A 16,450-nucleotide genomic window follows, 5' to 3' on the forward strand; every position below is an offset into this window, starting at 1 on the left:
CAACCACCAACCACCAACAACGAACCATCCAGAAATGACCACTTCCCTCAAAAAATCCCACATTCACCGTACCGTCTTAGATAATGGCATAGTATTACTCCTGACAGAAAATCCCACAGCAGATATCATTGCAGCGCGGATTTTTATTCGTGCTGGTAGTTGTTACGAAAACCGGGAACAAGCAGGATTGGCACATTTGCTGTCTGCGGTATTAACAAAAGGATGTGAGGGACTTTCCAGCTTGCAAATCGCTGAACAAGTGGAGTCTATAGGGGCTAATTTAAGTACAGATACAGCTGCTGATTATTTTCAGCTGTCTTTGAAAACAGTCACGGCAGATTTTGTTGATATTTTGACACTAGCAGCAAAGATATTGCGATCGCCTACTTTTCCAGAAGCAGAAGTCGAACTAGAACGACGCATCGCCCTGCAAGATATTCGTTCTCAAAAAGAACATCCCTTCACTGTCGCTTTTGATCAACTACGCCAAGTGATGTACCAAGATCATCCCTATGCTATGTCAGCATTGGGGAATGAATCGACCATGAGTCGCATCACCCGTGCGGATTTAGTCCAGTTTCACCAAACTTATTTTCGTCCAGATAATCTGGTGATTAGTATTGCCGGTCGTCTCACTTTAGATGATGCTGTTGCAGTAGTAGAAAAAGTATTTGGTGATTGGCAACCACCTGCTAAGCCATTGCCCACACTGAATTTACCAAATCTCACCGTCCAGCCGGAATGCGTAATTATACCCCAACAGACACAACAATCAATCGTCATGCTGGGTTACATGGCTACAGCAGTCAATTCCCCTGACTACGCCGCTTTGAAGTTATTATCTACATACTTGGGCAATGGACTTTCCAGTCGGTTATTTGTGGAACTGCGAGAAAAGCGGGGCTTAGCTTATGAAGTCTCCGCCTTCTACCCCACACGGCTTTTTCCAGCCACATTTGTAGTGTATATGGGAACGGCTCCTGAAAATACTCAAATTGCCCTGTCTGGATTGCAAGCAGAAGTAGACCTACTTTATACCAGTCCACTTACAGAAGTAGCACTACAAGCAGCAAAAAATAAAATTTTAGGACAATACGCTTTAGGCAAGCAAACTAATGGACAACTAGCCCAAATATATGGCTGGTATGAAATTTTGGGACTGGGAATTGAATTTGATCAAAAATTCCAGGAACTGATTACCAATGTTAACGCTGAGGATGCAATGACAGTAGCTTCTCGGTATTTACAGAAACCTTACGTATCTTTGGTTGGTCAAGAAGCAGCAGTTAAAAATGCAGTTATTTAGTAGCACATATCAATCATATCAATATTTTTTCTCTTGCATTTTATCGCCTTTTGCCTTATAGAGTATTACCATGAACTTTACCGGGGGCAGAGTTCCATGACAGCCAGATTCTTTGGCTACTTAAGTTCGCTCAACCAGCTTGGAAAATGCTGTTTACCTAAACAGAAGCAGGGGCATAAATTGTTAATAGGAATCAAATTACTGCTATTTTCCTGTGCACCTGTTCTATTTGCCTCCTCTGTTGTACCAGTAGGTGCAACACCACTAGAAATTGCCCAAATCACCCAAGTCAGCATCAATCGTCCTAACTTGCAACTAGGTAGTCAAGGACAACCTGTATCGGAACTACAAGCAGCACTCAAACTTTTAGGCTACTACACAGGAGCAGTAGACGGAAATTATAACCAAGCAACAGCCAAAGCAGTTTCCCAGTTTCAACAAGCTGCTGGCTTAAATCCCAATGGTATTGTTGATGCTATTACTTGGCAAAGACTTTTTCCTGGTGAAGCGATCGCATCGTCCACTGCTTCTACCACTTCTATCGCTAACTCAGCCAGTAACTTTCCGGTTCCAACTCAAATTCTCAACAACTCCACAACTACTACCACTCAGACTGCGAATAATTCCACAGCAACTACAACTCAGATTGCGAATAATTCTACAGTACTCACTACCACTCCCGAACCAAAACCTGCAACACCACCTAAACAAACTACATCTACTAATTCTCAGAAGAAAACTGTTACCCAATCATCATCTACTCGCAGTCAACCAAACACCCGTACCCAGTCTACTAAACGCACTCAACCAAACACCCGTACCCAGTCTACTAAACGCACTCAACCAACTCCACGTTTTGAGAAGATTCCTGGTGTGCAATACACTTCTAAAGGATACCCCATCTTACGACTAGGCATGAGTAATGTTGAAGTCAGAAGATTACAAATGAGACTGCGAAAACTCGGCTACCTTGAAAGTGCTGCGGATGGGGACTTTGGCGAAGCAACTGAAGCAGCAGTTAAAGCTGTGCAAAGACGCTATGGTATTGAACCTGATGGTGTCGTAGGTGGCGAAACTTGGGAAATTCTGCTACGGCGACGTTAATTTTTCTAACCCTAGTCTATCACTCAAGATGAATGATTCTAGTCACGAAACCAACAATGCTGATGTAGTGATTCCTAAACCTTTCAAAAATAATTAAGATGAAAACATTGTTGATCACCAAATGAGAATTATTGGTCGTACAGCAGGATAATAACACCATGATTCTGAGTTATATAAAAGAGTCTATACTTAAAAATAGACTCTTTTTTTGTTCATTATTTTCAATAATCAAGATCCTCGATTTACTCAAAGAAGTCGAGAACCGTGTCAAATTATAGATATGATTAGTTATCAGTATTTCGATACAAATTTAATTTTTACTCGCTAAAAAATAGCAACATGTTCATAGTAAAGCTTTTACATTTACCTTTCTATTTTGAAGCAACTAGAGCTGCTTACTAAGTATGATTTTAGAAATATCCAAAAGAGAACAGACAAATCAAAATTAAACAGGTCATGAAAAACTTTTTATTAACTTGGCTTGGTACAGCAATTGCATTGCTAATAACAGCTAATATTCTTCAATATTTTGATATTGGCTTTAAGGTAGATAGTTTTGTTACAGCCTTGATTGCTGCTATATTCATAGGGATAGTCAATGCTTTTATTCGTCCAATATTGAGAATTCTAGCCTTTCCCATCACTTTGCTCACCTTTGGTTTATTTGCCTTTGTCATCAATGCATTTGCTTTATGGCTAGCAAGTTTTCTCACTCCCAGTTATGGTTTTGTCATTGAAGGACCTATAGCAGCTTTATTAGGTTCAATTGTGTTATCAATAGTCTCTAGTGTAATCAATTATTTCTTGAGAGTAGTTGAGTAATTGTCATTGGTGATTTGTCATTGGTTAGTGGTTGATTATTGACTACTCCACCCTACGGGTACTCTACCTTGAAGCCGATGAGCGCGTCTACAGACTCCTCACAACTTCCTATCTTTCACTTGAGCAATAGCTACCGTCACCATACCTTTTTGATCTTTGATCACAGGACGAAAAATTTGTTTGGGAACTAACAGACTTTTACGCTCAGCTGCACATAAAGCAGCAGCTTCAGCAACACTAGGAGTTGCTATGTATTGATCAATCAATTGGGAAGGATTGGGAACACAAACTGTGCGGAGAATTTCAGCACAGAAGGTTTTTAAAAGCCAATTTCGTTCCCGACAAAGCTCCACTAAGCCAACTTCATCAGCTTTAGTGTCAATAGTAGCAAGGCCTGCGATCGCACTTTGGGAAAGTTGATGTTCTCTAAACACATGTGCAATTGCTACTTCTATCAACTCTCGTGAAGTTCCTTTCTGACAACCAACTCCTAGCCACAAATTTTTTGAACGGAGAGAAAATTCTGCTAACAGCAACTTAGATAGCCTAACGATTACAAACTAGGACGACGTAACCAGTTAATAATTTTCTCACGCCATAATCGCGGACTATCTTCCGGGCGAAACTTTGTGTCAAACATGGAAAGTAAAAGAGGTAAGCCTCCTACTTTAGCACTCATGAGCAAATGCATCGCAAGTGCAAACACTACTACTAACCAAGCTATTAAATGTATATAATACCAGATATGGTTTACCTCTCCCCTTGGTAGCCAATTTTCATCTTGAAACTTACCTGAAATGACAGCAAATAGGGCTGCTAATAACATCGCAGTATTGGCAAGACGTTGTAACGTGTACCACCAAATCGGTTTACCTACTAAAGTCAATTGCTGTAAAGAATTCTTTTGTAATAAACGACTTCTACCAGCTTTCAAACAATAAACAATAAATATTGGTAGAGCAACAAAAAAGATCAAAAATCCAAAAGTACCATGTATATCAATTAAATTTCGATTAGCTTGTGTGAAACCAAATCCGCCAAATCTGCGATCCCAACTGTCATAAACCAAAAATCCTGTAATAGCTGCACCAATAATCAATAAAGCAGTGATAGAGTGAAGTATTCGTAACAGCAAAGGCTGGTATGGCTGAGAATGAGGCATGACCCAAGTTTGTTACATGACTTCTACATTATTTATTTTACTTCAAAAATACATAGCAATACATAGACCTGCCTGCAAGTAAACTGTGGGCTAAGAGCCTAAATCTACTGGAAGTAGACTGAATATAAGGGTTTTAAATTAAACTTTCAATATACTTAGTCCCTGTTGCCCGTCGCCTGTTAAGAGTTATATCTTACAATTTCAATCTGTTTGCTTGTTGCCTAGTAATAACTTGAGAATCCTGATTTAATGATTGCTGTGGTAACTGCTGAGGAGTCTCAATAGCAGTTTGGGGAGTACCTTTGATAGCTCCTCGATAAATCAGCGCCCCTACCGTTTCTAAGTGAAAACCCCAGCCTTTTGGTAAATTTTCATCACCATCTTTTTGTCCTAAATCTACATAAATTCGCGGTGGAACAAAATACTTTAATTCACTATCGCCTACCAAATTATCTGCTTTTTCAATAATGGCATCAAAAGTACTATCAAACTCTGCTTCACTATCGTAATCTTGTTGTAAATGTGCTTTTACATCCTCCATAAATTGGCGAATCGCGGGTATTCTCGGATCATCCTGAGGTTGAGGAATAGGTGCGGGACTCGGTTGGGGAGAAGTGTTAGGAGTATAATTTGCAGCTTTCTTTGCAGAAGTGGGGGGATTTGCAGGTACTGGTGCAGGTATTGGTACTGGAGGTGTGGGTACAGGTTGGGGATTAGGGATACCAATACCTAATTGTCTGATAATCAAAGGTTCTAGATATCCAAACAGTTTGACTTGTGCTTGGACAATTTTTGAATTATTTAACGCATTGCTGCGGGGAAGCAAAGTACGGAAGGCACGCCGCAGTACCTGAGATAATTTAAAAGGTGGAAAGGGAATACTATTAGGATCAATGGTTTGTCCATGCTTTGCCATTAGCACATCTAAGGGTGGTAAATCAGCTGGTACTAGTGGCATCTGAATATTAAAAGCTTTGAATTGTGCGTTATCGCTTTTGAAACTGAGAGTATTTTCACGTCTACTATTTTGATGTTCTTGGAGTTTAAGTATCTCCAATGCCTTCGCCTCATCACCATCCAACAGCAAAGTTAAACCCTGCTTGTTAAAAGGGTAAACTGGTGTATTCAAGCTGATATAAATAAACTCTGCACAATAAGCTGTATTTTCTGGACGGCTAAAGAACTCTAGTGCTTCTGGGAAACCAAGACTAGCCAAAGCGCAGTTTTGTAAAAACTCTTTGAGTGTAGGGCGATCGCAAACACGCGTAGGATCACCACCATTAAAATCATTCGCCGCAAATTGCACAAATGGGTTAATTAATGCCATCCAACAGATGATACTGTCAGTATAACCACGAGATTGTTCGCGAGTGACAAACTCAGGAAACACTAAACGCTGGGCAACAGCCAAAAAGCCATCGCTGCCATACATCCCATTGTGATAACTATCTGGTTCGTTGAAGCTGGCAAAAATCTTCTCCCCAGTAAACCTCTGGGCTGGTATGATTGCGCCAGAATGATGTCCCTCATTTTTAATAAAAATCTCCATCAACTCATACTGTTCCTGATCATTAGGAGGCCAGCGCAAGTCAATAACTCTACCGTAGCGATCCTTATTATATTGATAAGTACAAACTAAAAGACCCTATTTATCTATAAACTTGAGAATATCTTCGTATCCAGAGACTGTATTACCTTGAGCATCTGACACTTGTGGTTGATCAGAAATACCAATAAATCCCGGAACCTTAATAGTTTCTGCATTTAGTAGAGTTTCATCATCCACAACAACCATCTTGTGAAATAATCGCTTAATATCCTTGATTGGTAAACTTCCTTGATCGTCCGGCCCTTTAATAGCATTGAAAATATTTAAATCTACTTCTTCAGGCGATCGCAAAGGTAAATGATCATTATTTTCCAGTAAAGTCTTACTTTCGCTCATTGTGATTAGTTATTAATCTTTTGGTGTACATTTTTACATGCACCCAACAGATAGTCTAAATTTTTACTTTTTTTCAATATTTTGTATTTACAATATTTAAGTCGCCAACATGCACTGTCCAATACCACAACATATAAAAACTATTTGTGTCTTGGTGTCTTAGTGGTTTAAAACTCTTAGCACCAAAGCACAAAGTCACTGGACATTATTAAACGTAATATCTTCTGCCCTCTGCCTTCTATTTACTCCACCGCCCCCGCCGCCCGCAACAGCCGTGCTACATCTTGATATTCATTAAACTCTGCTAGCATCAAAGCTGTATAGCCGCCTTGATTTTTTAAATTCACGTCTGCACCTGCTTGTAGTAATAATTGCACAGCTTTTGTGTAGCCCCGGGAAGTTGCCCACATTAAAGCTGTTGCTCCAGCTGAGTCTTGCAAATTCACATCTGCACCCTTGGCTAATAGCTGCTGGATGATGCTGATGCGATCGCGTTCTGCTGCTTTGATCAACGGTGTTTTACCATCATCTGCTGAGATATTGACATTAGCACCAAACTCTAACAACACCTGCACTGTTTGAGTGTGTCCCTGGGTAACTGCCAGTGTCAAAGGCACTTCCCCAAAGTTTCTGACATTCACATCTGCCCCATGCCGTAGTAGCATTTCCACAATTTGGCTATATCCCTGTAATGCAGCTACTAGTAAAGGTGTATCGCCCAGGTTGTTTCTGATTTGGACATTCGTACCACGACTAAGTAATAATTCGACTACATCGGTATAACCTTCTACAACTGCAAGGTGTAGGGCGGTTTCCCCATCTTGATCTTGGACATTAATATCAGCGCCTGCATCTAGTAAACAGGCTGCGATCGCACAATGTCCAGCTGCCGCTGCTGCTGATAGGGCTGTGCTGCGAGCACGATTTTGCAATTTGACATCAGCCCCCGCCGCCAATAATGCTTGTACAATGGGCAAATGTCCCAAGTCTGCTGCCAGCATCAACGGGGTTTCGCCTTCTTCATCCTGGGCATTAATATCTGCACTGACTGCTACTATTGCTTGCACAACAGCAACGTGTCCTTGCTTGAGTGCTAATTTCAAAGCAGTATCATCATCTTTATCTTTGACATTGACATCTGCACCAGCAGCCAGTAAGACTTGTACCACCTCAGCATGGCCTTTAAGTGCTGCTGCCATCAAAGCCGTACTACCATCCTCATTAGTGGCATTGACATCTGCACCTCTGGATACTAAAAGTCGCACAATGTCAATACTCTTAGCACTCGCAGCCAACATCAAAGCTGTTAAACCGTAGCGCCTTCTGCGTAAATTAACATTCGCCCCAGCATCCAAAAGCGATCGCGCAATTTCTGTATAGCCAAAATTAGCAGCAAACATTAACGCCGTCGTACCTTCGCGATCTGTCACATCAGGACTGGCGCCGCTAGCCAGTAGCGCTTGTACTTGCCTAATATCACCAGTTTTAACAGCCTTTAACAATGAAGCGTCATTAGTCATTAGTCATTTGTCATTGGTCATTAGTCAATAGTCCATCGTCAAGAGTCAAGAGTCAATGGTCAATGGTCAATTGTCCATTGTTGGTTGTTGTAGAGAGGTGCCATGGCACGTCTCTACAGTGGTTAGTAGTTAGTGGTTAGTAGTTATTGGTTTAATACTCCTCCTTGTCCCCCGTGTCCCCCTTGTCCCCTTATCCTCCTTGTCTCCCCAATCCCCATCACCTCACCGCCCCAATTTAAGGTTATGCTAATTTTTATGAAGATTTAAGAATAGGGGCTAAGGCAATGAATCTGGAACTATCACCATCGGTAAAATACTGGTCGCAATTCTTTCACCCCATCATGATGTGGGCATTATTACTAATATCTGTATATGCTGCTTACTTGGGTCTGCAAGTGCAGCGCACGAGAAATGCCCAGGGTGAACAAAAGAAAGAACTGATTAAAGGCAGATATAACGTTAGACATTATCAAATTGGATCTGTTTTATTGGCATTTATGGTGGCGGGCTCTATTGGTGGGATGGCTGTAACCTACATTAATAATGGTAAGTTGTTCGTTGGGCCACACCTGCTAGCAGGTTTGGGCATGACCACCATTATTGCCTTTTCTGCTGCTTTATCTCCCTATATGCAAAAAGGGGCAAATTGGGCCCGTGTCACTCATATTTTGCTAAATTTTACCCTTTTAGGTCTGTTTACTTGGCAAGCTATCACAGGTATGCAAATTGTGCAAAAAATTCTGACTAATGCTTAGTCAGTAGCTATTGGTCATTGGTTATTAGAGATTGCAAATGACAAACGACACATGACCAATGACTATTAATTTATTTATTTTTCTTGACATTTGCTGGTAATTCTATGCCCAAAGACTGATGAAAATCTTCCTGGACTTTACGAGTTAAACGACGGGAGACTTGGCGGACAATTTGATTAAGTAAGCGATCGCCTGTAGATTGCACTAAAGCCTTAGGTAGTCGCTGAATAAATCTGGGAAAGTTAATGTAGACTTTTAAATCCAATTCCCACTCTACTCTCGTCATTTCTACAGAATTATTAGAAAATTGGGATTGTTGAATTTCTATCAGCTGTAGCGAAGAATTATAGTCTACTTCATAACCAGGTGCTTGGTAATCGGGAACCGGGATGGTACGGATGCGGTAAATACGATCTTCTGGAGGAAGCAATTCTAAACCAACTTTTGGTTCTACTTCGTAACCAAACGACCCAAAGCGACCTATTACCAAAGCATAACCATTTTCCCCCAGTGGTTCTACTTTCATCGGTTCAGCACACCGGGAAAACCAACTACTATGATTATTTAAATATTCAGCTATTGTGTCAGCAGAGGCATACATTTCCATGCTGTCTTGATAACGACCATAAAATATCGTGGTAGTCCCTAGAGATTTTTCTGGAGATGCAGTTTCAGTGTCTGCGATCGGTGATGCTATAGACAAAACAGCCTCTGTTGACTCCAAGGGCTCAAATGATTCCATAGACTGATATTCTTGGTTTTTTGAAATCATAAGATTTTTGTATATTTTTTAAAATTGTCTAAATTAATATTTCCCCAGTTCAGTGCAAGGTTTCGTACCAGATCTAAATTTTGACGAAAAACTTAAAAACACATTATAAAATTTCATCGAATCTCTACAATAGAGACAGAAAAAAGACATACTAGTTTCCCAGGATAGCGTAAAAAATGAAAGCTTTTGTAGCAGGAGCAACAGGAGAAACAGGTCGTCGCATCGTACAAGAACTGATGGTGCGAAATATTCCCGTCCGCGCCTTGGTGCGTGATGTCGAAAAAGCCAGGAGTATTTTGCCCAATGAAATTGAATTAGTGCAAGGTGATGTGTTGGATCGACAAAATCTAGCTGCTGCTTTGGGAGATAGTACAGTCGTTTTGTGTGCAACAGGGGCAAAACCCAGCTTTGACCCTACAGGTCCTTATAAAGTAGATTATGAAGGTACTAAAAATTTAGTCGATGCTGCCAAAGCTAAGGGGATAGAGCATTTTGTCTTTGTTTCTTCTTTGGCTACTTCCCAATTTTTCCATCCCCTGAACTTATTCTGGCTAATTTTAGTCTGGAAAAAACAAGCTGAAGAATATCTGCAAAAAAGTGGTCTGACTTATACGATTGTCAGACCAGGTGGTTTGAAAAATGAAGATAACACCGACTCAATCGTCATGCAAAGTGCGGATACCTTGTTTGAAGGTAGCATTCCTCGACAAAAAGTCGCTCAAGTTTGTGTAGAAGCTTTATTTGAGCCAGCGGCACGCAATAAAATTGTAGAGATCGTAGCCAAACCAGAAGCCGCGGCGAAAAGCTTTAGGGAGTTATTTGCAGGTGTAGTCTAATACAAAAATCAATAGTTATTTGTCATTTATCATTTGTAAGATCAGTAACCAATGACCAATTTTTAAGGAGTCGAACTCTGAAAGGCTTGGAACTCAAAGGCGTTGAAAAATTCATCGGCCCACTGGCTGCCTTATTAGTATTTGTGTGTTTATTCCAGTGGTATATTATCGATAATTTGCGATTGCGTCCTGATCCCGTATTCAATACTAGACAACCGCCCTTGGTAATGAAAGGCGGTGATCCTTATATCCGCGCCTTGATGCGAACAATTTCAGCCAGCGAAGCTAGCGGTAATCGTCCCTACTCGCTTTTGTATGGTGGAGAACATGTCAGTGATCTCAGCCGCCACCCACAAAAGTGTGTCACAATTGTCGTTGGTCCCAACAAGGGTAATTGTTCCACAGCAGCCGGCAGATACCAAATCATCAACACAACTTGGTATGCGATCGCACCCAAATATCATCCAAAACCAACGCGACTTATGTTTTGGGTTCATTACAGTTTTGAACCAGAGTATCAAGACACAGTCGTACATAGTTGGTTGAGTGATTCTCAAGTTTGGGGAGTAAATATTTCCCAGCTACTACGTCAGGGGAAATTAGATGAAGTTTTGCGGCGACTATCTCCCACATGGACAAGTTTGGGATATGGCATTGAAACCAATTCTGTCAGCCCCCTTTTACCTAAGATTTATCAAAAAATGTTACAAGAAGAGTTGAAGATGGCAGGGAAAGGATGAGGAAACAGAGATCGGAAAGAGGTTTTCATGCTTGGTTGTGGGATTTTTACCTGAATGGCTGATTCGATATTAAAAATGTTTTGAGATTTTCTACAAATGCATTTGGATTTTCAAAGTGAGTATTATGCCCTGCGTTACTAACTATTTTTAGTTGGCAATGTTGGCATATCTTAGCCATCTGTTGATTTATATCTATAAATTTTTCATCATATTCGCCCACTAATAAGAGTAAATCATTTTGATTCTCTTTCAGTTTTTCCCACAAAGAAGGTTGGCAGCCAGTACCCATTAATCGCAGAGATTTAGCTAACTCTATGGGATTATTTTGTGTTCTAATTTCTATCAAACTCTGAAACTGTGGATGATTTTTGATATTGCCAAAAATCGGCTGACTATACCAATTTATTAAAAAAGCTACAAAATCATTTTTTTCAATACTTCTTTCTATTTTTCTAGCAATTTGCTGATCCCGCTGAATTCTTTCTTGACGTTCTGCGAATGTTATTAAACCAGGAGAAGCAGATTCTAGAACAACTTTTGGAAATTTCTGAGGAAAGTATAAAGTGAGATATAAAGCTAATCTGCCCCCCATAGAGTAACCAACTAAAAAGCATTGATGAATTTTTAAATTATCTAATAAGTCAATTAAACCTTGAGCAGTATATGCCATTGAATAGTAATCTTCACTTCCCAAAACTTTTGTATTTCCATGACCTGGTAAGTCTACTTTCAAACAATAAAAATTATTATTTAGTAATTGTATCGCTTCATCAAATTCATGACTGTTACCCATAAATCCATGTAGAAAAAGGATAACAGGCTGATTGCGATCGCCATCAAAAGCAGAAAATAATTGATAATTTTCAATTGTCATGATTAGGCATGAGTAGTCGGTAATAGATTTAAAACAGTTTTTCTTAGCAATTCAACAACAAAACACGATATCGTAAGCAATACCCCTACCTAATAACAAATGAGTTTTTAGAGATAACAATCCTCACGAATTAATTTTAAATTGTACCGCTCTACTTATTTGATTTAAAAGAAAAAATTATATTTTTCAAACTTTTGTCAATTCTAAATCACTTCAGAATATAAAATTTTTCTAAAAACCTGGTTAAGAAAAGTTTATATAAACATTTCTGATAGTAAACAATTAATTTAACTATAAGTCTCACATTTTATTTTTGAAAAAACGACCTACTTATCTACCTCCCTTCTTCCACTTCTTTTCCTATTGCCCATTGCACTCTTTGCCTATTGCCTACCTCTAAGAAAAGTTCGTGAAGCAAATGAGACTGCTATAGAATAATTTAGGATTTACGCACACTCTACAAACCCTTGGCATTCTTGGCGTCTTGGCGGTTCTATAAATAAATCTTTTTAGCAACTAAGCCCCGTAATTAAGACAATCCCCAGTAGGTGCTGTGGCCAGAATAGAAATTTTATGCTCACATCTAAAATATTTTGGTTAAAATCTATGTAATTTAGTTTTTTTTCATAGTTTAAATTCTCAATTTTCAACTAAAATTTGCTTGAGTGGCTCATTTGCTGCTGTTGACCTAATATAATTAACAAGTTATTAAAACAAGCATTTGAGTGAGGTTTATCTACCTATTGAATTAGACATATATATCTTTTGTTCTATCTGATTTCTACCCAGTGATAGTTCAGAAATCCTTTATAAGAGTGCAATCACTACAAAAGCATTCTTGATTGCAATGCTACAAATTTAATTCCGAATTCCAAATTGCATAGACACGTAGACACAAAGCGGCTTGTTGTAGAGTATTCCAAATTAAATTACAAAGGTGCAAAATGGTAGCAACACCCCCAAAACCAACCTCTGAAGAAATTAGCTCTATTAGCTGTTATGGCAAAGCACGGTCAACAGTTGAGGGTATGCCCCTTAGCTCTGATGAACTCCGTAAAATGCACGCATTCTGGCGTGCTGCCAACTACTTGGCTATTGGCATGATTTATCTGCGGGAGAACCCATTGCTCAGAGAACCTCTCAAACCCGAGCATATCAAGCATCGTTTATTAGGACATTGGGGTTCCAGTCCGGGGATCAGTTTTCTTTACACTCACCTCAACCGCGTAATCAAAAAATTTGACCAGGACATGTTATACATAGTAGGTCCTGGTCACGGTGCGCCTGGATTCCTTGGCCCTTGTTACCTAGAAGGTAGCTATTCCCAATACTTTTCTGACTGTAGCGAAGACGAAGAGGGAATGAAGCGGTTCTTCAAACAGTTCTCCTTCCCTGGTGGAATTGGTAGCCATTGTACCCCTGAAACTCCTGGCTCGATTCACGAAGGAGGCGAACTAGGTTACAGCATATCTCATGCTTATGGTGCAGCATTTGATAACCCCAACTTGATTGTTGTTGCACTGGCTGGAGACGGAGAAGCCGAAACAGGTCCTTTAGCAACCTCCTGGCATTCTAATAAATTCATCAATCCCATTCGTGACGGTGCAGTGTTACCTGTTCTGCATCTGAATGGTTACAAAATTAACAACCCAACGATTTTAGCTCGCATCAGCCATGAAGAGCTAGAAGACCTGTATAAAGGTTATGGCTACACTCCCTACTTTGTAGAAGGCTCTGATCCCGAAAGTATGCATCAGGCAATGGCCGCAACTTTAGATCATTGCATCTCGGAAATTCATAAAATTCAACAGGAAGCTCGTAGTAGTGGCGTTCCTAAGCGTCCTCGTTGGCCGATGATTGTTATGCGTACTCCCAAGGGTTGGACAGGGCCTCAAGAAGTCGATGGACACAAAGTCGAAGGTTTCTGGCGCGCTCATCAAGTGCCAATGGGGGCAATGCATTCTAACCCAGAGCATGTCAGAATGCTAGAAGCATGGATGCGCAGCTACAAGCCAGAAGAACTATTTGATGAGAATGGTAGGCTATTCCCTGAAATTCAGGAAATGGCACCCACTGGCTCAAAACGTCTGGGTTCGACTCCCTATGCTAATGGTGGTGTGCTGCGTCGGGGGCTGAAGTTACCTGACTTTCGCAAATATGGCATAGAGGTTGAAAAGCCTGGAACCATTGAAGTTGAAAACACCAAGCCTCTAGGGGCTTTCTTGCGCGATGTCATCAAGTCGAACATGTCCAGTTTCCGCGTGTTTGGTCCCGACGAGACTACCTCCAATAAGCTGAATGCTGTTTACGAAGGCAGTAAGAAGTTTTGGATTGCTGGGTATTTGCCAGAAGATGCAGATGGTGGTGAACTGTCACCTGACGGTCGCGTCATGGAGATATTGAGTGAACACACCTTGGAAGGCTGGCTGGAAGGCTATTTGCTCACCGGTCGTCACGGCTTTTTCTCCACCTACGAAGCCTTTGTCCACGTGATTGATTCGATGGTGAACCAACACGCCAAATGGCTAGAAATAAGCAAACATGTTAGTTGGCGCAAAGAAATTTCTTCACTCAACATCTTGATTACCTCTACCGTGTGGAGGCAAGATCACAACGGCTTCACTCACCAAGATCCAGGCTTTTTAGATTTGATTGTCAATAAGAGTGCAGACGTGGTTCGTGTGTATCTTCCCCCCGATGTCAACTCCCTGTTGTCAGTTGCTGACCACTGTTTACGCAGTCAGGACTACATCAATGTGATTGTGTGTGACAAGCAAATGCACTTGCAATACCATGATATGGAAGCTGCTGTCCGCAATTGTACCAAGGGCATTGATATCTGGGAGTGGGCCAGTACAGATGCTGGTACAGAACCAGATGTAGTGCTAGCTTGTGCAGGTGACATTACCACCCTAGAGGCATTAGCAGCATCTGTGTTATTGAGAGAAAATTTCCCTGACTTGAAGATCCGGTTTGTTAACGTCATTGACTTGTTTAAGTTACAACCAGATACAGAACATCCTCACGGTTTGAGCGATCGCGATTTTGACAGCCTCTTCACCCTTGATAAGCCAGTCATCTTCAACTTCCACGGCTATCCTTGGTTAATTCATCGCCTAGCTTACCGCCGTCATAACCACAACAACATGCATGTACGCGGTTACAAAGAAAAAGGCAACATTAACACCCCACTGGAGTTGGCGATCCAAAATCAGATTGATCGTTTTAGTATAGCGATCGATGTGATTGATCGGGTTCCGAAACTCAAAGTAGCAGGTGCTCACGTCAAAGAAATGCTCAAGGACGAGCAAATTTCCTGCCGTAACTACGCCTACGAACACGGTACTGATAAGCCCGAAATCGTGAATTGGAAGTGGCCTTACTAGTTGTAGGGTAAAGGGTAACTCAAGAAGGATGAAGGGTGAAGGGTAAAGGTTTTAAATTAAGTATATTTCCCTTTGCCCTTTACCTTTATATCAGGCTCGGATAATCACTTTAAGTTTACATACCCACTGCGATGCTCCGAAGGAGCGGTCTTTGACCATCGCAACTCTTAGGTAATACTCCACTTACCCATTACCCATTACCCTTTTCCCAACTGCCTAGTCTAAAGCTATGTCTTACGCGGACTTCCTGACTCGCTTGAATCCCAAAGCTATGATTGTTCGACCTGGAGCAAAGATCAAGATGAGAGACTTTGATCCAGACTATACGGGCAATTTTCAAAAAAGTGAAGCCCAAGAGTTATTGCAAATCGGAGTCAAAGAGTTAGCGAAGTATCAGGATATACTTTATGCCCAGGATACCTATGCCCTGCTGATCATTCTTCAGGCTTTAGACGCCGCTGGTAAAGATGGCACAATCAAACATGTCATGTCGGGGATCAATCCTCAAGGTTGCCAAGTATTTAGTTTCAAAGCTCCTTCCGCCGAGGAATTAGATCACGACTATTTGTGGCGATCGTTCAAAGCTTTACCAGAACGAGGACGCATCGGGATATTCAATCGTTCTTACTACGAAGAAGTGCTAGTGGTGCGTGTACATCCAGAACTCCTCGTCAAGCAAAAATTGCCGCCTCCAACAAAAGACAAACACATTTGGCAACAACGATTTGAAGAGATAAATAACTTTGAAAAATATCTCGTTAATAACGGCATTATCGTACTGAAATTTTTTCTCAACGTCTCAAAGGAAGAGCAGAAAAAGCGCTTTTTAAAGCGAATTGATCTTCCGGAGAAGAATTGGAAATTTTCTATCAGTGATGTCAAAGAACGACAATTTTGGGATGAATACATGCAGGCATACGAGGATGTCTTCAACCATACCAGTACAGAGTGGGCACCTTGGCATATTATCCCAGCAGATCATAAATGGTTTACCCGCATTGCTGTAGGCTACTTTATCTACGACAAATTGAAATCCTTAAACTTGGCGTATCCCAAAGTTAGTGAAGAACATTACGCACAACTGTTAAAAGCAAAGGAAATCCTGGAAACAGAGGAAGGTTAAAGGGTACAGGGAAAATCCAATACCTTTAATCTTTCCTCTTGTCCCAACTTTCTGTAAGAAGTCATTTCACGGTATTCTGGACGTAGCCAAACCATAGCAGCATAG

General features: G+C 40.8%; 15 protein-coding genes. 8 read left to right on the forward strand and 7 right to left on the reverse strand.

The annotated features are described in order from the left end of the window. The first annotated feature begins 34 nt into the window (after positions 1–34). From NIES592_RS14360 to NIES592_RS14370, 3 genes are all read left to right on the forward strand, one after another. A complete protein-coding gene (locus NIES592_RS14360) occupies positions 35–1,306 on the forward strand; it encodes a M16 family metallopeptidase (RefSeq protein ID WP_073556183.1) in 1,272 nt (423 codons plus the stop codon). Positions 1,307–1,402: 96 nt separating this feature from the next. Continuing rightward, positions 1,403–2,410: a peptidoglycan-binding protein gene (locus tag NIES592_RS14365; RefSeq protein ID WP_073556099.1), complete on the forward strand. Its 1,008-nt coding sequence runs from the start codon at positions 1,403–1,405 to the stop codon at positions 2,408–2,410. 456 nt (positions 2,411–2,866) lie between these two features. Continuing rightward, positions 2,867–3,232 carry a phage holin family protein gene (locus tag NIES592_RS14370; protein ID WP_062247523.1) on the forward strand — a complete coding sequence of 122 codons (366 nt, stop codon included), beginning with the start codon at positions 2,867–2,869 and terminating at the stop codon, positions 3,230–3,232. A gap of 98 nt (positions 3,233–3,330) precedes the next feature. Here NIES592_RS14370 and NIES592_RS14375 read toward each other — a convergent pair whose 3' ends face one another. The 5 genes from NIES592_RS14375 to NIES592_RS14390 form a co-directional block, all read right to left on the reverse strand. After that, on the reverse strand, positions 3,331–3,768 hold the full coding sequence (locus tag NIES592_RS14375) for a cobalamin biosynthesis protein (protein WP_073556100.1): 438 nt from the start codon (positions 3,766–3,768) through the stop codon (positions 3,331–3,333). 17 nt (positions 3,769–3,785) lie between these two features. Next, a complete protein-coding gene (locus NIES592_RS14380; RefSeq protein ID WP_062247527.1) occupies positions 3,786–4,394 on the reverse strand; it encodes a cytochrome b/b6 domain-containing protein in 609 nt (202 codons plus the stop codon). Between the two features lie 193 nt (positions 4,395–4,587). Then, positions 4,588–5,943, reverse strand: a complete 1,356-nt coding sequence (locus NIES592_RS14385; protein WP_256678143.1) for a hypothetical protein — start codon at positions 5,941–5,943, stop codon at positions 4,588–4,590. 96 nt (positions 5,944–6,039) lie between these two features. Next, entirely contained in the window at positions 6,040–6,339 is a 300-nt protein-coding gene (locus NIES592_RS25930) for a hypothetical protein (protein WP_256678144.1), read from the reverse strand. 242 nt (positions 6,340–6,581) lie between these two features. Beyond that, positions 6,582–7,859: an ankyrin repeat domain-containing protein gene (locus NIES592_RS14390; protein WP_073556101.1), complete on the reverse strand. Its 1,278-nt coding sequence runs from the start codon at positions 7,857–7,859 to the stop codon at positions 6,582–6,584. Between the two features lie 284 nt (positions 7,860–8,143). Here NIES592_RS14390 and NIES592_RS14395 point away from each other — a divergent pair, with 284 nt between their 5' ends. After that, complete coding sequence (locus NIES592_RS14395; protein WP_073556102.1) at positions 8,144–8,614, forward strand: DUF4079 domain-containing protein; 471 nt, start codon at positions 8,144–8,146, stop codon at positions 8,612–8,614. Positions 8,615–8,684: 70 nt separating this feature from the next. On the opposite strand, the gene NIES592_RS14400 is transcribed toward NIES592_RS14395, so the two are convergent. Next, positions 8,685–9,386, reverse strand: a complete 702-nt coding sequence (locus NIES592_RS14400; protein ID WP_073556103.1) for a DUF1997 domain-containing protein — start codon at positions 9,384–9,386, stop codon at positions 8,685–8,687. A gap of 176 nt (positions 9,387–9,562) precedes the next feature. Here NIES592_RS14400 and NIES592_RS14405 point away from each other — a divergent pair, with 176 nt between their 5' ends. Beyond that, the gene (locus tag NIES592_RS14405) at positions 9,563–10,222 is read left to right on the forward strand and encodes an NAD(P)H-binding protein (RefSeq protein ID WP_073556104.1); all 660 of its coding nucleotides are present in this window, start codon (positions 9,563–9,565) and stop codon (positions 10,220–10,222) included. An 86-nt stretch (positions 10,223–10,308) separates the two neighbouring features. Beyond that, positions 10,309–10,962, forward strand: coding sequence for a glycoside hydrolase family 24 protein (locus NIES592_RS14410; protein ID WP_073556105.1), 654 nt, complete (start codon positions 10,309–10,311; stop codon positions 10,960–10,962). 46 nt (positions 10,963–11,008) lie between these two features. Here NIES592_RS14410 and menH read toward each other — a convergent pair whose 3' ends face one another. Continuing rightward, positions 11,009–11,836 (reverse strand): 2-succinyl-6-hydroxy-2,4-cyclohexadiene-1-carboxylate synthase, encoded by an 828-nt coding sequence (gene menH, locus NIES592_RS14415; protein ID WP_073556106.1) that lies wholly within the window; start codon positions 11,834–11,836, stop codon positions 11,009–11,011. Between the two features lie 944 nt (positions 11,837–12,780). Here menH and NIES592_RS14420 point away from each other — a divergent pair. Both NIES592_RS14420 and NIES592_RS14425 read left to right on the forward strand, forming a co-directional pair. Then, positions 12,781–15,222: a phosphoketolase family protein gene (locus tag NIES592_RS14420; protein ID WP_073556107.1), complete on the forward strand. Its 2,442-nt coding sequence runs from the start codon at positions 12,781–12,783 to the stop codon at positions 15,220–15,222. 229 nt (positions 15,223–15,451) lie between these two features. Continuing rightward, positions 15,452–16,345: a polyphosphate kinase 2 family protein gene (locus NIES592_RS14425; protein WP_073556108.1), complete on the forward strand. Its 894-nt coding sequence runs from the start codon at positions 15,452–15,454 to the stop codon at positions 16,343–16,345. Positions 16,346–16,450: the final 105 nt, after the last annotated feature.

Source organism: Fischerella major NIES-592, assembly GCF_001904645.1.
Classification (GTDB): Bacteria; Cyanobacteriota; Cyanobacteriia; order Cyanobacteriales; family Nostocaceae; genus Fischerella; species Fischerella thermalis.